This is a genomic window from Salinicola avicenniae, from assembly GCF_023736115.1.
Classification (GTDB): Bacteria; Pseudomonadota; Gammaproteobacteria; order Pseudomonadales; family Halomonadaceae; genus Salinicola; species Salinicola avicenniae.
The window spans coordinates 363,797-381,167 of the sequence record NZ_JAKQZC010000001.1 but is presented as its reverse complement, the minus strand read 5'-3'; the positions used below and the strand labels follow the sequence as shown (position 1 = coordinate 381,167).

The 17,371-nt window shown below is 64.9% G+C and carries 15 protein-coding genes; 7 read left to right on the top strand and 8 right to left on the bottom strand.

Annotation, left to right across the window (positions count from 1 at the left end; translation table 11 throughout):
- Position 1 precedes the first annotated feature (1 nt).
- The 5 genes from MC381_RS01685 to hemE all read right to left on the bottom strand — a co-directional run bounded on the left by MC381_RS01685 (position 2) and on the right by hemE (position 4,540).
- Positions 2-1,192 carry an amino acid ABC transporter permease gene (locus tag MC381_RS01685; protein ID WP_251975987.1) on the bottom strand — a complete coding sequence of 397 codons (1,191 nt, stop codon included), beginning with the start codon at positions 1,190-1,192 and terminating at the stop codon, positions 2-4.
- Between the two features lie 83 nt (positions 1,193-1,275).
- Positions 1,276-2,304, bottom strand: a complete 1,029-nt coding sequence (locus tag MC381_RS01680) for an amino acid ABC transporter substrate-binding protein (RefSeq protein WP_251975986.1) — start codon at positions 2,302-2,304, stop codon at positions 1,276-1,278.
- Positions 2,305-2,590: 286 nt separating this feature from the next.
- Positions 2,591-2,989 (bottom strand): VanZ family protein, encoded by a 399-nt coding sequence (locus MC381_RS01675; RefSeq protein WP_251975985.1) that lies wholly within the window; start codon positions 2,987-2,989, stop codon positions 2,591-2,593.
- Positions 2,986-3,486: a thiol-disulfide oxidoreductase DCC family protein gene (locus tag MC381_RS01670; RefSeq protein WP_251975984.1), complete on the bottom strand. Its 501-nt coding sequence runs from the start codon at positions 3,484-3,486 to the stop codon at positions 2,986-2,988. The genes MC381_RS01675 and MC381_RS01670 overlap by 4 nt, the downstream gene beginning before the upstream one ends.
- A complete protein-coding gene (gene hemE, locus MC381_RS01665; RefSeq protein ID WP_251975983.1) occupies positions 3,458-4,540 on the bottom strand; it encodes a uroporphyrinogen decarboxylase in 1,083 nt (360 codons plus the stop codon). Before hemE ends, MC381_RS01670 begins: the two co-directional genes overlap by 29 nt.
- 118 nt (positions 4,541-4,658) lie before the next feature.
- Here hemE and ribA point away from each other — a divergent pair, with 118 nt between their 5' ends.
- The 7 genes from ribA to MC381_RS01630 all read left to right on the top strand — a co-directional run bounded on the left by ribA (position 4,659) and on the right by MC381_RS01630 (position 15,178).
- The gene (gene ribA / locus MC381_RS01660; RefSeq protein WP_251975982.1) at positions 4,659-5,294 is read left to right on the top strand and encodes a GTP cyclohydrolase II; all 636 of its coding nucleotides are present in this window, start codon (positions 4,659-4,661) and stop codon (positions 5,292-5,294) included.
- A gap of 211 nt (positions 5,295-5,505) precedes the next feature.
- Positions 5,506-6,267 (top strand): PAQR family membrane homeostasis protein TrhA, encoded by a 762-nt coding sequence (gene trhA, locus MC381_RS01655; protein ID WP_251975981.1) that lies wholly within the window; start codon positions 5,506-5,508, stop codon positions 6,265-6,267.
- 132 nt (positions 6,268-6,399) lie between these two features.
- Entirely contained in the window at positions 6,400-8,256 is a 1,857-nt protein-coding gene (locus MC381_RS01650; protein WP_251975980.1) for an ABC transporter ATP-binding protein, read from the top strand.
- Positions 8,257-8,393: 137 nt separating this feature from the next.
- On the top strand, positions 8,394-10,280 hold the full coding sequence (locus MC381_RS01645; RefSeq protein WP_251975979.1) for a sensor histidine kinase: 1,887 nt from the start codon (positions 8,394-8,396) through the stop codon (positions 10,278-10,280).
- The gene (locus MC381_RS01640) at positions 10,273-11,673 is read left to right on the top strand and encodes a sigma-54-dependent transcriptional regulator (protein WP_251975978.1); all 1,401 of its coding nucleotides are present in this window, start codon (positions 10,273-10,275) and stop codon (positions 11,671-11,673) included. Before MC381_RS01645 ends, MC381_RS01640 begins: the two co-directional genes overlap by 8 nt.
- Before the next feature lie 235 nt (positions 11,674-11,908).
- Positions 11,909-12,907, top strand: coding sequence for a TAXI family TRAP transporter solute-binding subunit (locus MC381_RS01635; RefSeq protein WP_251975977.1), 999 nt, complete (start codon positions 11,909-11,911; stop codon positions 12,905-12,907).
- An 84-nt stretch (positions 12,908-12,991) separates the two neighbouring features.
- Positions 12,992-15,178 (top strand): TRAP transporter permease, encoded by a 2,187-nt coding sequence (locus MC381_RS01630; RefSeq protein ID WP_251975976.1) that lies wholly within the window; start codon positions 12,992-12,994, stop codon positions 15,176-15,178.
- A gap of 65 nt (positions 15,179-15,243) precedes the next feature.
- On the opposite strand, the gene MC381_RS01625 is transcribed toward MC381_RS01630, so the two are convergent.
- The 3 genes from MC381_RS01625 to djlA all read right to left on the bottom strand — a co-directional run bounded on the left by MC381_RS01625 (position 15,244) and on the right by djlA (position 17,356).
- A complete protein-coding gene (locus tag MC381_RS01625) occupies positions 15,244-15,732 on the bottom strand; it encodes a DUF421 domain-containing protein (protein ID WP_251975975.1) in 489 nt (162 codons plus the stop codon).
- Positions 15,733-15,820: 88 nt separating this feature from the next.
- A complete protein-coding gene (locus MC381_RS01620) occupies positions 15,821-16,423 on the bottom strand; it encodes a methyltransferase domain-containing protein (RefSeq protein ID WP_251975974.1) in 603 nt (200 codons plus the stop codon).
- Positions 16,424-16,579: 156 nt separating this feature from the next.
- Complete coding sequence (gene djlA / locus MC381_RS01615) at positions 16,580-17,356, bottom strand: co-chaperone DjlA (protein ID WP_251975973.1); 777 nt, start codon at positions 17,354-17,356, stop codon at positions 16,580-16,582.
- Between the last annotated feature and the right edge of the window lie 15 nt (positions 17,357-17,371).

The window sequence follows — 17,371 nt, the reverse complement described above, 5'->3', positions numbered from 1 at the left end:
CTCAACGCTCCTTCAGCAGCGTACGCGCGTTGTAGAGATTCATCAGGAACGACACCGTCAGACTGATGACCAGATAGACCGCCATGGTCATGGCGATGATCTCGATCGCCTGGCCGGTCTGGTTCAACGTGGTGCCGGCGAAGACGGCAACCAGGTCCGGATAGCCGATTGCGGTGGCGAGCGACGAGTTCTTGATCAGGTTCAGGTACTGGCTGGTCATCTGCGGGACGATGACGCGCATGGCCTGCGGGATGATGATCTTGCGCAGGGTGATGGCGCCGGGAATGCTCAGCGAGCGGGCGGCTTCTGTCTGCCCGTGCGGGACCGAGAGGATGCCCGAGCGCACGATCTCGGCGATGAAGGCAGCAGTGTAGATCGACAGCGCAAGCCACAGGGCGACCAGTTCCGGCAGGATATTGATGCCCCCGCGGAAGTTGAAGCCGGTCAGCTCGGGCAGCGACCACTCGAGCGGCGCGCCGGTGGCAACAAACACGATCAGCGGCAGCCCGATGACGATCGCTGCCCCGATCCAGTAGACGGGCAACGCCTTGCCGGTGGCCATCTGCCGACGCTTGGCAAAGATGCTGAAAAGCACCGTGATGACGATACCGACCAGCAGTGCCCAGGGAGTCGCGGCAAACCCTTCCAGCGGCTGCGGATCGGGTATCACCAGCCCGCGCACGTTGAGGAAGAACGCCTCGAACAGCGAGACGCTATCTCGCGGCGATGGCAGGGCCCGCAGCACAGCGAAGTACCAGAACAGGATCTGCACGAGCAGCGGGATATTGCGAAAGATCTCGACATAGACGGTCGCCAGCCGCGCCAGCAGCCAGTTGGGCGACAGTCGCGCGATCCCGACCAGAAAACCGATGATGGTCGCGGCGATGATGCCAAGAAAGGAAACCAGCAGCGTATTGAGCAGACCGATGACGAAGGTGCGCCCGTAGGTGCTGCTGTTGGTGTATTCGATCAGGGTCTGCGAAATCGAGAAACCGGCACGCTCGTCCATGAAGCCGAAACCGGTATGGATACCGCGGGCGTCGAGGTTGAGCAGCGTGTTGTGAACCAGCAGACTGATGAAGCCCGCCAACGCGATGAACAGCACGGCCTGGATGACCAGTGCACGCATGGCGGGGTTACGCCACAGAGGACCCTGTCCCCGTCGCGGTAGAGAAGTCGATGGACGCAGCATGAGTATCTATCTCTACTCGAGCGTTGAGAGGCACCTCGCCTCCGGCGCCGGCCGGAGACGAGATGTCGAAAGGGTGCTATGGCTTAGCGGACGGGCGGAGCGTACTGGATGCCGCCATCGGTCCACAGGGCGTTGACACCGCGCTCGAGCTCCAGCGGCGAACCGGAACCGACGGTTTCCTGGAAGACTTCGTCGTAGTTGCCGACCATCTTGATGATGTTGTAGGCCCAGTCGTTGCTGATACCCATCTGTTCACCGAAGTTGCCGTCCTGACCCAGCAGGCGAGCAACGTCCGGATTCGGCGGGTTGTCGCGCATCTCGTCGACGTTTTCGCTGTTCACGCCGAGCTCTTCGGCGTCGAGCATGGCAAACAGACTCCATTTGACGATGTTGAACCACTGGTCGTCGCCTTGGCGCACGACGGGGCCAAGCGGCTCCTTGGAGATGCGTTCCGGCAGGATCACGGCGCCTTCCGGATCGGCCAGCTGCAGGCGTAGGGCCGCCAGCTGCGAGGAGTCGGAAGTCAGCACGTCGCAGCGACCGCTGTCGAAGGCCTGCGCGGACTGGTCGGAGGTGTCGAGGGAGACCTGCTGGAACTCCATGTCGTTGGCATGGAAGTAGTCGGCCAGGTTGAGCTCGGTGGTGGTACCGGACTGCACGCAGACTGCCGCGCCATCGAGCTGCATGGCACTGTCGACGCCGAGATCGCTACGCACCAGGAAGCCCTGGCCGTCGTAGAAGTTGACGCCGGTGAAGTTGAGACCCAGCGAGTTGTCGCGGGTGGCCGTCCAGGTCGTGTTGCGCGACAACACATCGATCTCGCCGGACTGCAGGGCAGTAAAGCGCTCGACGGCGGTCAGCGGCGTGAAATTGACGGCTTCGGGGTCGCCCAGTACAGCGGCGCTGACGGCACGGCAGACTTCGACATCGATGCCCTGCCAAGTGCCGGTGTCATCGGGCGCGGAGAAACCGGCGAGACCGGTGCTGACGCCACAGTTGAATTCACCGGCGTCCATGACGTCGTCCAGAGTGGCGGCTTGAGCGTTGGACACTGCTACCAGTGCCACGGCGGCTGCGGGCAGAGCCAGCAGGCTCTTGTTCTTATAGCGCATGTGGAATCAACTCCCTCGCATTGTCATTTGAGTGCATGCATGAGCATGCCTCCAAGACGGTAGCAAAGTTCGTTCCACTCTCGCCCAAACCGCCCTAAAACCTTGTTTCAACGCTATCTACGAGCGGTTATCGCCCCGATGAGGTATTGGCTGAACGGGCATATCGCTACAATTTGTTGCAGAAAAGCTGCAGGAATCGCACAGATGCACCACCGAGGTGCGTTTTGTTGAATCGGTGTTCAATGCTGAACGGAGACCTCACCGATAGCCCCGTCGTCGCCCCGCGTCACTGCCTGTGCCGCTGCGGGTGACGCTCGCGGAATGCGGCAACGCCGAGCCCCAGCAGGATCCCGCTGAGGGCACCCAGCCCATTGGCCAGCAGATCCGCCGGATCACCCCCGTGACGGCCGGGCACCGGGATCTGCAGAAACTCGATGGCCGCACCGAAGGCCACGGCGGCAATCAGCGCGGTCCCTCGACGGCAGCCGCTAAGGCCTAGCCCTATCGCGAGCCCGCCATAGGCAATGAAATGATTGAGCTTGTCCCAGGGCAGGTCTCGCGGCAGCGTATCCGCCGGCGTCAGGCTGCCCCAGGCAATGGCAGCCGCCCAACCGCAGGTCAGCAGCGCGAACAAGCATTGCCGCGGTGTCAGGTGTGGGCGTCGATGCATGAAGCGTCGAATCATGAAGCGTCGAACTCCTCGGCATCGGCCAGAGTCATGGGCAGGCCCAGCTGCGTACAGAGACCCGGGGTCAGCCGGTCAAGCCAGCGCGGATGACCCTCTAGCCTGTCGGCATCGAGGAAAGCCAGCCGGCCACGTCGATTGCCGATGAAACGATAGGCGCCATCGCGCCAGGACCGGGGGATCCAGCGCACACCGCTTAGCCAGCGCCAGGGTCCGTGCAGACGGGTTGCGAGACGCCAGGCGGCGCTGCTGTTGCGGGCCATCTCGCCATCGGCAAACAGCCAGATACTGTCGCTGCCGGCGAAGTCGATACCAAAGTGGCCGCCGAGTCGCCGCGACAACCGGCCGTCCAGCGCGCTGAGACGTAGCCGGCTGTCAGCGCGCTCGCGTGCCAGTAGCCAGCGCAACGAGCGGCGACAGAACGGGCAACCGGCGTCGAACAGCAGCAGTGCGTCGGCGCCCGTATCGTCAGCGGTGGTAGGCCGGGCTGAGCTCATGCAACGTCTCCAGAAAGGCGGTGACGTTGGCGGGGTCGGTAAACTGGCTGATGCCGTGGCCCAGGTTGAAGACATGACCCTCGCCGGGACCGAAACTCTCGAGCAGGCGCGCCACCTCGTCGCGGATGCGCGCCGGCGGCGCGAACAGCACGTTGGGATCGAGGTTACCCTGGATCGCGACGCGCTCGCCGATCCGGCGTCGGGCATCACCAAGCTCGGTGGTCCAGTCGATGCCGACGGCATCGCAGCCACTGTCAGCAATCGTCTCGAGCCATTGTCCACCGTTCTTGGTGAACAGAATCACCGGCACCCGGCGACCGCCTTGCTCGCGGATCAGGCCGCCGACGATGCGCTGCATATAGGCCAGCGAAAACTCGCGGTAGGCCGGCGTCGACAGCGCGCCACCCCAGGTATCGAAGATCTGCACCACTTGGGCACCGGCGCGGATCTGCGCGTTGAGATAGTCGGTCACCGCGGTCGCGAGCACTCCGAGCAGCGTATGCAGCGCCTGCGGGTCGCCGTAGAGCATGGCCTTGATGTGGCGGAAATCCTTGCTCGAGCCGCCTTCGACCATGTAGGTCGCCAGTGTCCACGGGCTACCGGAGAAGCCGATCAGCGGCACGCGGCCGTTCAGCTCGTGGCGGATCGTGCGCACCGCATTCATCACATAGTCGAGATCGCGCTCGGCATCCGGCGCGCTAAGCGCGGCGATATCGGCAGCCGTGCGCAACGGCTTACGGAACTTGGGCCCCTCGCCGGGCTCGAAGTAGAGCCCCAGCCCCATGGCATCCGGAATGGTCAGGATGTCGGAAAACAGGATCGCCGCATCCAGCGGGAAGCGCTCCAGCGGCTGCAGCGTCACCTCGCAGGCGAGCCCGGTGTTGCGGCAGAGATCCATGAAGCTGCCGGCCTGGGCACGCACTTCACGATACTCCGGCAGGTAGCGGCCGGCCTGACGCATCATCCAGACCGGCGTGCGGTCGACCGGTTGGCGGGCCAGCGCCCGCAGCAGGCGATCGTTCTGCAGCGCCTGCGGCTCACAATCCTGGTTCAAGGTCATGGCTCTCTTCGCATTCGAGATTTGCCGGCATTGTAACGGATCGACCGGCAAGCCTGTTATAATGCCGGCCCTTTAATTATCAGGGGTCCGCCTCCCCGCTCGCGAGGTCATCGTGTCGATCCGCTTCATCGCCGCATCGCAATTGCCCACTCCTTGGGCGACTTTCATGCTGCACGGCTTCGAGGAAACCGCCACCGGCAAGGAGCATGTCGTGCTCACGCTGGGCGACATCACCACGCCGGAGCCCGTCCTCGCGCGCGTACACTCGGAGTGTCTGACTGGCGACGCGCTCTTCTCGATGCGCTGCGACTGCGGCTATCAGCTGCAGGAGGCGCTCAAGCGGATCGCCGACGAAGGCCGTGGCGCCCTGCTCTATCTGCGTCAGGAAGGCCGAGGTATCGGCTTGCTCAACAAGATCCGCGCCTATGCCCTGCAGGACGACGGGGCCGACACCGTCGAAGCCAACGAGCAGCTGGGGTTCGGTGCCGACCAGCGCCGCTACGATATCTGCGTGCCAATGCTCGAACATCTCGGCATCCAGGCCCTGCGGCTGATGACCAACAATCCACGCAAGGTGGAAGCGCTTGCCCGCGACGGCGTGCACATTCGCGAGCGCCTGGCCATCACCACCGGACGCAACCCGTTCAACGAGCACTACCTGACGACCAAGGTCGGCAAACTCGGACACATGATGGCGCTCGACGAGTTCACGCCGGCCAGCGACGTCGACATCGAACGCGACGCCTGATTTTCGTCAACTCGCTGCGACTGGCGCTTCCCACCGGCGTCATCGCGGCGTCATCATGTTGTTCTATCGTGACGACGACAGGGCGTCGCCACGACCGGACAGCAGGTGCCGGTTGCGCGATACGCGTGAACGATCTTGTCGATGGCCGGTCTCTTTGGCGATGACTTTTCTCTCAGACGGCTTTCCAAATCCTGCCGAGGGTTTCGAGACCATGTCCGATCACGCCCCGTCCCAAAGGCGTAGCGCTTCGTATGCCAAGCCCGACGCGCCCGGGCCTGAATGCCTCGAGGCCCTGGCACGTGAAGTGCCGGAAGACGACGCACCTGAAGATACATTCTCGCGACTCGAGGAGTGGCTGCACAGCATCAGCCACGGTGTCGGCGCGGCACTCAGCCTGGCCGGCATGGTGGTTCTGATCGTGGTGGCCAGTCTCGCGGCGAACGTCGACCCGTGGAAGATCGTCGGCGTCTCGCTCTACGGCAGCTGCCTGCTTGCGCTCTACACCGCCTCGACGCTCTATCACAGCATGCGCGACCCGCGCCTGAAGCGCTTTTTCCAGGCCTGCGATCACTGTGCGATCTATCTGCTGATCGCCGGTACCTACACGCCCTTTCTGCTGGTCAATCTGCGCAGCCCGGTGGGCTGGACGCTTTTCGGCATCATCTGGGGGCTGGCCGCCGCGGGCATCGCGCTGCGTCTCCGCTGGCCCGACCGTTTCGGTATCCTGCGGGTCTGTGTCTACCTGGTCATGGGCTGGCTGATCCTGGTCGCCGCCGGCGACATGGCCGAGCAGCTCTCCGAGACCGGCCTGACCCTGCTGGTCGCCGGCGGCATCACCTATACGGTCGGAGTGCTCTTCTATGCCCTGCCCGTCATCCCCTTCCACCATGCGATCTGGCACCTGTTCGTAATCGGTGGCAGCGTCTGCCATTTCTTCGCGGTTTACACTGCCGTACTACCGTTCGAACCCTAGCCGGCGGAAACGCGATCCCACGCAGGACATCGGTGGCATAGCGGTTATCATGATCGCCAGACTTCCACGGATCATCGTCGGCGGGCCCTTTTCGAGGCCAGCATACCGCCGCGTCAGACAGGACCTTCTTTCATGTTTCGCTGGTTCGAACAACGTCTCGACCCCTTCCCGCCCCAGGAGCCGGTGCGACCGCCGGACTCGCTGGTCGCCTTCTGCCTCCACTACACACGCGGCGCCTGGCCCTACCTGCTGGGCGCCACCGTGCTGATGGCGCTGATCGCCGGCGTCGAGGTGTGGATGTTCGGTTTTCTCGGCAACATCGTCGACTGGCTCTCGGCACAGAACCGGGAAACCTTCCTGGCCGATCAGGGAGGCAAGCTCATCGGCATGGCGCTGGTCATCCTGGTACTGCTGCCCGGCATGGTCTGGCTGCACTCGCTGTTCCAGCAACAGACGCTGATGGCCAACTATCCGATGCGCATTCGCTGGCTGGCGCACCGCTACCTGCTACGCCAGTCGATGCACTTCTATCAGGACGAGTTCGCCGGTCGCGTCGCGACCAAGGTGATGCAAACGGCGCTGGCGGTGCGCGAGTGCATCATCAAGCTGTTCGAGGTGCTCAACTACGTCAGCGTCTACTTCCTCGGCACGTTGCTGCTGGTCGGCAGCGCCGACTGGCGCTTGGCGGTGCCGCTGGTGATCTGGCTGGCCGGCTACATCGTGCTGCTGCGGGTCTTCGTGCCGATCATGGGCCGGGTGTCGAAGTCCCAGGCCGATGCCCGCTCGCAGATGACCGGACGCATTGTCGACAGCTACAGCAATATCCAGACGGTGAAGCTCTTTTCCCACGCCAGTCGGGAAGCCGCCTTCGCCCGCGAGGGCATGGCCGGCTTCCTGACCACCGTCTACCGCCAGATGCGCCTGGTCACCGGGCTCTACGGCCTGCTCTATCTGCTCAACGCGCTGCTGCTGTTCGGCGTCGGCTGGCTGTCGATCCAGCTCTGGCTAGAGGAAGCCGTCAGCGTCGGCGCGGTCGCGGTCGCCCTGGGGCTGGTGATGCGGCTGTGGGGCATGTCACAGTGGATCATGTGGGAAGTCTCGGCGCTATTCGAGAACATCGGCACGGTGCAGGACGGCATGTCGACACTGTCGCTGCCGCGTCAGATCGAGGATCGCGACACCGCGACGCCGCTGGCGATCGCGCAGGGCGATATCGTCTTCGACCATATCCGTTTCCATTACGGCAAGGGCGGCGGCGTCATCGACGACCTCTCGCTGCATATCCGCCCCGGCGAGAAGATCGGCCTGATCGGCCCGTCGGGCGCCGGCAAGTCGACCCTGGTCAATCTCCTGCTGCGCTTCTTCGATCTCGAGGCCGGGGCGATCCGCATCGACGGCCAGAATATCGCCGATGTCACCCAGGAGAGCCTACGCGCCAGTATCGGCATGGTCACTCAGGACACCTCGCTGCTGCACCGTTCGGTGCGCGACAACCTGCTCTACGGCCGCCCCGACGCGACCGACGAGATGGCCTGGCAGGCAGCCCGCGAGGCGCATGTCGACACCTTCATCGAGGCGCTGCGCGATGCACACGGCCGGGAAGGCTTCGATGCCCACGTCGGCGAACGCGGGGTCAAGCTCTCCGGCGGGCAGCGCCAGCGCCTGGCCATCGCGCGAGTCATGCTCAAGGACGCGCCGATCCTGATTCTCGACGAAGCCACTTCGGCGCTCGACTCCGACGTCGAGGCGGCAATTCAGGAGAACCTCGACCGCCTGATGCAGGACAAGACGGTCATCGCCATTGCCCATCGCCTGTCGACCATCGCGGCGATGGATCGGCTGGTCGTGATGGAGCGAGGGCGCATCGTCGAACAGGGTACACATGCCGAACTGATTCGTCGCGACGGCGTCTACGCTCGCCTCTGGAGACGCCAATCCGGCGGCTTTCTGGAGGCCGAGCAGGCTGCCACGGCCAACGCCGAGAAGTGATGGCCGTGACCATCCGCCCAACGACACTGGGCTCGAGCGCTCGGCATGCGTAGCATCGGGCGTTCCCCCGTTGCCGGTCGAGGAATCGCCATGCGCCCCCGAATACCTGCCTCCCGCTCGCTCGACGCCGCGAGCGCATGAAGTATCTACTGGCAAGCGCCGCCTTGATCGGTGGTTTGGCGCTGACCGCGTGGCAGGGGGCCCTGCTTGCCCGGGAGCAGGCGCTGGAGAGCCTGATCCAGAGCGCAGGCAACGACCTGCGGCTGTCTCAGGCCAACCTCACCGGCTATCTCACCCGGCACGATTATCTGCCCCATCTGCTCGCGACCCGTGAAAGCGTGCGCCGATTCCTCGCCCAGTCGCCGGCCGAACGCGAACCGGTGCCGCTCAACCGGCTGCTGGATCGCACCCGTGCCCGCGCCGGCGTCTACGACGTCTACCTGCTGAATCGTAGCGGCACCGCCATCGCCGCCAGCAACTGGCAGCGCCCGGACAGTTTTCTCGGCCATAACTACGCCTTTCGCGGCTACTATCGCCAGGCAATCAACGGCCGTGGTGGTCGCTTCCACGCGCTGGGCACCCAATCCGGTGCTCGCGGCTACTACTTCTCAGCGCCGGTCTGGGATGCCGACAGCCATGCCGGCGATGCTCCGGACGGCGTCATGGTGGTCAAGGTCGGTCTGGATGCCATCGAGGCGGAGTGGCAGCGTCTCGGCGCCCGCCTGCTGGTCACCGACATCAACGGCATCGTGTTCATGGCGAGCGACCCGGCGCTGCGCCTCACTGCCATGCAGCCGTTGTCGGACAGCGCCCGTCGCGGCCTGCGCACTACCCGCCGCTATGCCGACGAGCCGCTGCCGGATCTGGGTCTCGAGATCACCGAATCGCTGGCCGAGGGGGCGCGCCTGATCCGTCTCGAGAACGCCGAGTACCTGAGCCTGTCGCGCCCGATGGCGCGCTTCAACTGGAGCCTGCGGATTCTCAAACCGCTGACGCCGGTCATCCGCGCCCAGTGGCTCGGCGCACTGGGCGCCGGCGGCGCCTGGATGCTGCTGGCACTGGGTGGCGCCATCGGCTGGCAGCGCCAGCGCCTGCGACGCGAACGGGAACGCTTCGCCGAGCGCGAGCGCAACACGCTGGCCCAGGCACGAGACGAACTTGAGCGCCATGTCGCCACACGCACCGAAGAGCTGCTCGCCTCCAACCGGCATCTGTCGCAGGAGATCGAGGAGCGCAAACGGGCCGAGGAGAGTCTGCGCCAGACCCGCGACGAGCTGGTGCAGGCGGCCAGGCTGGCCGTGCTGGGCCAGCTCGCGGCGAGCATCAATCATGAGCTCAATCAGCCGCTGACGGCGATTCGCGCCTACGCCGACAATGCGCGAATACTGCTCGAACGCGACCGCCCCGCCGAGGCCACGGCCAACCTGGTCCAGATCGCGGAGCTGATCGAACGCATGGCCACGATCAGCGCCCAGCTGCGCCAGTTCTCGCGTCAGGGCAGCGAACGTCTGACCCAGGTCTCGGTCCAGGCATGCTTCGACTATGCGCTGCGTCTCTTCCATTCCCGCCTGGTCGAGTCCAACCTGCGCGTGAACAAATGCTGGGCGGCGCAGACACTCTGGGTGCGCGCCGATCCGGTCCGCCTGGAGCAAGTGCTGGTCAACCTGATCGGCAATGCGCTGCAGGCGATGCACGATACCGAAGACCCGCATCTCGAGCTGAGTGCGACACGCGACGGCGGCTGGGTCACCCTCGGCGTCGCCGACAACGGCACCGGGCTGACGGAAGAGGGGCTCACGCACCTCTTCGAGCCCTTCTACACGACCCGCGCTGCCGGCAAGGGGCTCGGCCTGGGGCTGTCGATCTCGCAGCGAATCATCACCGATCTCGGGGGGCGTCTCGAGGCGCAGAACCGCGAGGCGGGCGGCGCCCTGTTCCTGATCCACCTGCCTGCCACCAGCGGAGCGACAGACGATGCCAGCGGAACGACAGACCATGCCAGCGGAGCGATAGATCATGAATGACAGCCCGGACACGCCGGTACTCATCGTCGACGACGAACCCCATATGCGCTTCACCACGGGACAGACGCTCGAGCTGGCCGGCTACCAGCCTCGGCCGGTGGCCAGCGCCGAGGAGGCCCTGGCCGTGCTGGGCGAGGATTTTGCCGGCGTCGTGGTCAGTGATATCCGCATGCCCGGCATGGATGGCATGGCACTGCTGCGGGAAATTCATGGCCGCGACCCGGACCTGCCGGTGATTCTGATCACCGGCCACGGCGATGTCTCCACGGCCGTGACCGCGATGCGCGACGGCGCCTGGGACTTCCTGGAAAAACCCTTTGCTGGCGACCAACTGGTCGAAGTCGTCCGAAGGGGTGTCGAAACTCGTCGTCTGGCGCTGGAGAATCGTCACCTGCGCGCCGAACTGGAAGCCCAGCAGTCCGCGCCGGGGCCACGGCTGGTTGGGCGCACCGAATCCATCGCGCGACTCGCCACCATGGTCTCGCGCATCAGCCAGGTCGAGGCCGACGTGCTGTTGTTCGGCGAGACGGGCGCCGGCAAGGACCTGATTGCCCGAGCCATCCATGAACGCAGCCGGCGCAGCGGCGCCCCGTTCGTGGCTATCAACTGCGGCGCCGTGCCGGAAAGCATTATCGAATCCGAGCTCTTCGGCCACGAGAAGGGCGCCTTTACCGGCGCCGTCGAACGGCGAATCGGCAAGTTCGAGCATGCTCAAGGCGGCACCGTCTTTCTCGACGAGATCGAGTCGATGCCGATGAGTCTGCAGGTGCGTCTGCTGCGCGTACTTCAGGAGCGTGCCGTCGAGCGACTTGGCTCCAACAACGCCATCGAACTCGATATCCGGGTGATCGCGGCGACCAAGATCGATCTCAAGGCGGCCGCCGAAGCCGGCCAGTTCCGAGAAGACCTCTATTACCGGCTCAACGTCGTGACCCTTCCCATTCCACCGCTGCGCGAGCGCCGCGAGGATATTCCGCTGCTCTTTCAACACTTCGCGGTGGTCGCCGCCACGCGTAGTGGCCAGGAGGCACCGCCGCTCGACAGCGCCGGCCTGTCCGCCCTGCTCGCCCACGACTGGCCCGGCAACGTGCGTGAGCTACGCAATCTGGCCGAGCGCTACGTGCTGATCGGCAGCGCCTGGGACTATCGACTCGAAGCGCTGATGGGCGACAGCGAGGGTGCCGGAGGCGACATGGCCCTCTCTCAGCAGGTGGAAATGTTCGAAAAGAGCCTGATCGACCAGGCGCTGACCCGCTGCCGCGGGCGCATGAACGAGGTCTGCGAGCATCTCGGTGTACCGCGCAAGACCCTCTACGACAAGCTGAAAAAATACGGGCTGCGCGCCGAAGCCTATCGCCGGCAGGGGGACGAAGCGACCGACAGCTCCCGCTAGATCAATGTGCCGATGTGCCGATGTGCGGATTTCCGCACATTCGGCGGTAGCGGGCGTGCGAATAACCGCCATTTCGCGCGAAACCGGTCTGTGACTAAAGTGTAATTACCAGTCAGTAACTGACTGAAACAAAAGCCAATCGCAGGAAGTGGCTCATGCCTTGCCATGACTTCGGTGAAGGACGCGTCGGCCCGAGATCGACACGCCCGCTATCCACGACACCGGAGCACGCACCATGCCACAGATTGCACGCACGACCCTCGCGCTCACCGTTGCCACCACGCTGGCGACCGTTTCCGTGGTCACGCAGGCCGCCGAAGAGAGCGACCGCAGCGACTGGCCGGACAGCATTACCGTGGCCACCGCCAGCCAGGGCGGCACCTACTACGTCTACGGCTCGGGCTGGGCCAACCTGATCGCCGACGAACTCGGCATCTCCGGCGGTGGCGAGATCACCGGCGGACCGACCCAGAACATGGCACTGGTTCACAGCGGCGATGTCGCGCTGGGGCTGACCACCATGGGACCGGCAGCCCAGGCGCTGAACGGCGAAAGCCCGCTGGCACCAGGCATGGCGATGGATAACGTCTGCGCCCTCTTCCCCATGTACGAGACGCCCTTCTCGATCGCCGCGCTCTCCAGCAGCGGCATCACTTCGATCTCCGAAATCCCCGACGGTGCGCGCATCGGTTTCGGCCCGGCCGCCTCCACCTCCGACACCTATTTCCCGGCCATCCTCGAGACTCTCGGCGTGGACTTCGAACGCCGCAACGGCGGCTGGTCGGATCTCGGTGGTCAGCTGCAGGACGGCCTGATCGACGTGGTGGCCTTCGCCGCCGGCATTCCGATCCCGGCGGTCAGCCAGCTCGAAGTGCAGACGGACGTCAACATCATCGAGTTCACCGAGGAGGAACAGCAGCAGGTGATCGATGCCTTCCCGGTCTCGGCCTTCACCATTCCGGCCAGCACCTACAGCACGCTCGAGGACGATGCCCGCGCGGTCTCGATGTGGAATTTCACCATTGCCAACTGCGACCTTCCGGAGAGCTTCGTCTACGAAATCACCAAGCTGAGCATGGAAAACAACGACCGCATGCGCGATATCCATCGCAGCGCCGCCAACAGCGTGCCGGAGAACCTCGAGTACAACACCGTGCTGCCGTTCCATCCGGGCGCCGCACGCTGGTACGAGGAAAACGGCTATGAGATCGACCCGTCCCTGATCCACGAGTGATCGGCCGCCGCTCCCTCGCGGGGGCGGCGCCGTTTTTCGCTATCGCGCGGCTCCGCGCCGCGCGTTGAACAAGGAAGCACCTCTATGACTCAAGACACCGCCCCCCGGCACGATAAGCCCGGCCCCGAGGACGATCGGATCATCGCCGACGGCGTTGACGAAGACGTTGTCGAGCCCGGCCGCCGTCTCTTCGAAGGCTGGAAATGGTGGCTGTTCGCCGGCCTGGCGGTGGCCTACACCAGCTTTCACCTGATCACGCTGAACCTCTATCCGATCGAGACCTGGACGTTCCGCATCCTCCACGTCTGCGGCGCCCTGATTCTCGGGTTCGGTCTCTATACCGGCGCGCGCTTCGTCGACGACGAGGCGAGCGCCTCGCCACGCTGGCTGGATGGCCTGGCCGCACTGCTGCTGCTACCTGCCGGCTATGCGCTGGTGCAAGTCTTCCTCATGCGCCAGGCGATGGCTGGCGGTGCCCTGCGCATCGAGCCGGCCGTCGAAACCTGGCAGTTCGGCGCACCGCTGATCGTCGCCACGGCCGGTGCTATCCTGCTCTCCTGGTGCATTCGCCGCACGCGCGGGCGCTTGCCGATCGCCGAACTGGTGCTGATGGTAGCCGCTGCTGCCGCCTCGAGCTATCTGCTGATGATGTTCAACTCGCCGATGCGCGCCTCCACCGGCACCGCGTTCGCGCCGATCGGCATCTCTTGGGCGGCGATCGCCGGCTCGATGCTGATTCTGGAGCTGACCCGTCGCGTCGCCGGCATGGCGCTGGTAGTAATCGCCGGGTTGTTCATCGCCTACGTCTTCATCGGCCCCTGGCTGCCGGGCTTTCTTGGCTATCCGGGACTGTCGCTCAACCGCTTCTTCAGCCAGGTCTACACTGACGCCGGCGTGCTCGGGCCGACGACCGCCGTCTCTTCGACCTACATTATCCTGTTCATCATCTTCGCCGCCTTCCTGCAGGCCTCGAAGGTCGGCGACTACTTCGTCAACTTCGCCTTCGCCGCGGCCGGTCGCGCGCGTGGCGGTCCAGCCAAGGTCTCGATCTTCGCTTCCGGCCTGATGGGCATGATCAACGGCACCAGCGCCGGCAACGTGGTCTCCACCGGTTCGCTGACGATCCCGCTGATGAAGAAAGTGGGCTATCCCGGCCGCAGCGCCGGGGCCATCGAGGCGGCAGCCTCCACCGGCGGGCAGATCATGCCGCCGATCATGGGCGCTGGCGCCTTCATCATGGCCGAGATCACCGGTATCCCCTATACCGACATCGCCATCGCGGCGGTGATTCCGGCGATCCTCTACTTCGCCTCCGTCTACTTCATGGTCGACTTCGAGGCCGCGCGCAAGGGCATGCGCGGCATGCGCAAGGACGAAATTCCGCGCTTCGTGACGCTGGCCAAGCAGGCCTACTTGTTCGCGCCGATCATTATCCTGATCGTCGCCCTATTCATGGGCTACTCGGTGATTCGAGCGGGCACGCTGGCGACGGCTTCGGCCGCGATCGTCAGCTGGATTTCGCCGCACAAGATGGGACCGGTCGCGATCCTGCGGGCGCTGCAGCTCGGCGGCAACATGTCGATCCAGATCATTGCCGTCTGCGCCTGTGCGGGGCTGATCGTCGGCGTCATTGGCCTGACCGGCGTCGGCGCCCGTTTCTCCTCGCTCTTGCTGGGCATGGCCGGCTTCAGCCAGCTGCTGGCGCTCTTCTTCGCCATGCTGATCAGCATCCTGCTGGGGATGGGCATGCCAACCACCGCGGCCTACGCCGTGGCTGCTTCGGTGGTCGCGCCGGGGCTGATCGGCATCGGCATTCAGCCTCTGGTGGCCCACTTCTTCGTGTTCTACTTCGCGGTGGTCTCCGCGATCACCCCGCCCGTGGCACTCGCGTCCTACGCGGCGGCGGGCATCTCCGGCGACAACGCCATGGGCACCTCGGTGGCCTCGTTCAAGATCGGCCTGGCTGCCTTCATCGTGCCGTTCATGTTCTTCTACAGCCCGGCCATGCTGATGGAAGGCAGTTGGCTGCAGATCCTGCGCGTCGGCGTCACCGCCACCGTGGGTATCGTGCTGCTGGCGGCCACGGTCCAGGCCTGGTTCTTCGGCCCGGTCCGCTTGTGGCAGCGGGTCGTCATGTTCGTGGGTGCGCTATGCATGATCTACGGCGGGATCTACTCCGACCTGGCGGGCGCCGCCATTGTCGCCCTGCTGATCGTGATCCAGCGTCGCGCCAGCAATGGCGGTGGCCGACCGGGCGTCGCCGTTCCCTGACGCCGCGGGGCCGACCTCGGTCGGCCCCGGTTTGCCCCCGGCCTCCTTGTCAACCGCGCCACCGGCTAGCGTGCCACGCCGATCAACGCGGAATGACTGGTACCAGCCTCCGCAATCACGCTGAAAGTGCCGTCGGTTTCCAGTACCACCGCCTGCACCGTTTCTACATCGGCGATGCCGTTCTCGCGAATGGCCGCGCGGATTTCCGCTTCCACCACGCGCTCGCGACGCATCGTCTCGGTGCGAAACCGCCCCGCCTCCAGCAGCAGTGTCGGCTGCGATTTGACCAGATTCTTGATGCGGCGCGAACGCACCGAGGAGAAGGTGATCACGAACTGCAGCGCGACGATCAGCACGAACGCCACGAGGCTCTGCATGAGGGAGACATCGGTCGAGATCAGCGCCGTCGACAGCGTCGACCCCAGAGCAATGGTGACGACGAAATCGAAGGCGTTCCATTTCGACAGCGTACGTTTGCCCGACAGACGGATAATGGCGATCAGCGCGACAAAGCTGAGCGCACCGACGACAAGCGTGTGCAGAATGGGGGACATGGCGGGCTCCTTGAGGGGCGACGCCTGTCAGCGTAGGCGTGACCGGAACTGACAGCCAACCACAGTGGCCGGCAATCAGCGTTCGCCCTCAGCCGCCCGTCATCGGCTTGCGCCAGGCCTGATAGCAGTGCTGATTGCGTTCCAGCGCGATCAGCGAGTGCGTGCCGAGCCCCGGGATATCGACGGCGTCCAGGGCCTCGAGCGCGTCGATTTCGTGCGGCGGACAGCTATTTCGCGGGGCGATGTCGTTCCAGCCGAGCAGCAGCAGCCCACCGGGCTTGAGGCAGGCCGCGGCGCCGGCAAAGGCGCTTTCGATCAGCGCGCGCTCGTCCAGCCCCCAGCCGAGCACGCCGTTGCAGACCACCGCATCCAGGCTCTCCGGGGCAAGATGCGCGGCGATGTCGGCCATGTTGGCGACGATATGCCGATCACCGCCGAAGGCCGACTTGGCGGGGTCGATCTCCATGGTGACGACATCGGTCGCCGGCAGCAGGGTGGGATAGTGGCGGGTATACCAGGCGCAGCCGACCAGCAGGACGGTGGCCACGTGCGGGTCACGATCGAGCGCCGGCAGGACGACATCTTCGAGCAGTCGCCGATCACCGTAGCGATAGCGCAACACCCAACCGCTGTGATCGATGGTCCCCAGCAGGCGGGCGGCAGTGCGGTAGAGTCCGGCCTTGGCGGTCATGCGGCGACGTCCCTGTGGCGGCAATCCTGCGGATCAATCCCCCATCTAAGCGTCTCGTGGCGACGGAAGCAACCGCCCTGCGCAAGACGCGTCGCGATGGCGCATCGCCCCGCGCACATCCTCCTGCCGGCCTGGACGGCGCCGGACAGACAGGCGCTAGGCCGTGCCGGCGCGCTGCTTGCGAATCAGTTCGTAGGCGTTGCTGATCTCGGCTGAGCGCTCCTTGGCAACCTCGCGCATGCTCTCGGGGAGTCCCTTGCCGGCGAGCTTGTCCGGGTGGTTCTCGCTCATCAGCTTGCGATAGGCACGCTTGAGCTCGGCATCGGAAACCTCCTCGGAGACGCCCAGTACGCGGTAGGCATCCTCCAGCGAGAGACCGCTGCTGGCCTGGCTGCCGCCACCCGGCTGCGCGCCACCGCGCAGCATCGCCTCGATCTGCTGGATCTCGGCCTCCGAGAAACCGAGCCCGCGCGCGACCCGCTTGAGCATCTCATGCTCGGCCGGATGCATCTGGCCGTCGGCTGCGATCGCCGTGAGCTGCACCTGCAGAAATACCTGCAGCAGCACACGCTGGCCACCGGTGATCTGGCGTACTTTGGCCACTTCGGCATCGAGATCGAAATCCGGCGCCTTGCCACGATTGAACGCCGCCTTGGCGCGTTCGCGCTGCTCGGTGTTGAGATGCATGCGATCGAACCACATCTCGGCGGCACGGATCTCGTCCTGAGTGATATGGCCGTCCGCCTTGCAGACGCAGCCCATGACGGCAAAAGAGGAGTCGAGCAGCTGATGCTGCACGTTGACCACGCGGCCCAGCAGCGATTTGCGCATGCGGTTGTAAAGCCACCAGCCGATACCGCCGCCGATGATGAGTCCGGGCAGCTTGCCCGCCAGATAGCCGATGAAGGCACCGATAAGAATCAAAAACAGCATGGAGTATCCGTTGTT

Bases quoted from the DNA above. Each gene is read 5' to 3' on its own strand.
- djlA (WP_251975973.1), bottom strand. From the start codon at position 17,356: ATGCTGTTTTTGATTCTTATCGGTGCCTTCATCGGCTATCTGGCGGGC.
- trhA (WP_251975981.1), top strand. From the start codon at position 5,506: ATGTCCGATCACGCCCCGTCCCAAAGGCGTAGCGCTTCGTATGCCAAG.
- MC381_RS01625 (WP_251975975.1), bottom strand. From the start codon at position 15,732: ATGTCCCCCATTCTGCACACGCTTGTCGTCGGTGCGCTCAGCTTTGTC.
- MC381_RS01635 (WP_251975977.1), top strand. From the start codon at position 11,909: ATGCCACAGATTGCACGCACGACCCTCGCGCTCACCGTTGCCACCACG.
- MC381_RS01645 (WP_251975979.1), top strand. From the start codon at position 8,394: ATGAAGTATCTACTGGCAAGCGCCGCCTTGATCGGTGGTTTGGCGCTG.
- MC381_RS01630 (WP_251975976.1), top strand. From the start codon at position 12,992: ATGACTCAAGACACCGCCCCCCGGCACGATAAGCCCGGCCCCGAGGAC.
- MC381_RS01620 (WP_251975974.1), bottom strand. From the start codon at position 16,423: ATGACCGCCAAGGCCGGACTCTACCGCACTGCCGCCCGCCTGCTGGGG.
- MC381_RS01675 (WP_251975985.1), bottom strand. From the start codon at position 2,989: ATGATTCGACGCTTCATGCATCGACGCCCACACCTGACACCGCGGCAA.
- MC381_RS01650 (WP_251975980.1), top strand. From the start codon at position 6,400: ATGTTTCGCTGGTTCGAACAACGTCTCGACCCCTTCCCGCCCCAGGAG.
- MC381_RS01640 (WP_251975978.1), top strand. From the start codon at position 10,273: ATGAATGACAGCCCGGACACGCCGGTACTCATCGTCGACGACGAACCC.
- MC381_RS01670 (WP_251975984.1), bottom strand. From the start codon at position 3,486: ATGAGCTCAGCCCGGCCTACCACCGCTGACGATACGGGCGCCGACGCA.
- MC381_RS01680 (WP_251975986.1), bottom strand. From the start codon at position 2,304: ATGCGCTATAAGAACAAGAGCCTGCTGGCTCTGCCCGCAGCCGCCGTG.
- MC381_RS01685 (WP_251975987.1), bottom strand. From the start codon at position 1,192: ATGCTGCGTCCATCGACTTCTCTACCGCGACGGGGACAGGGTCCTCTG.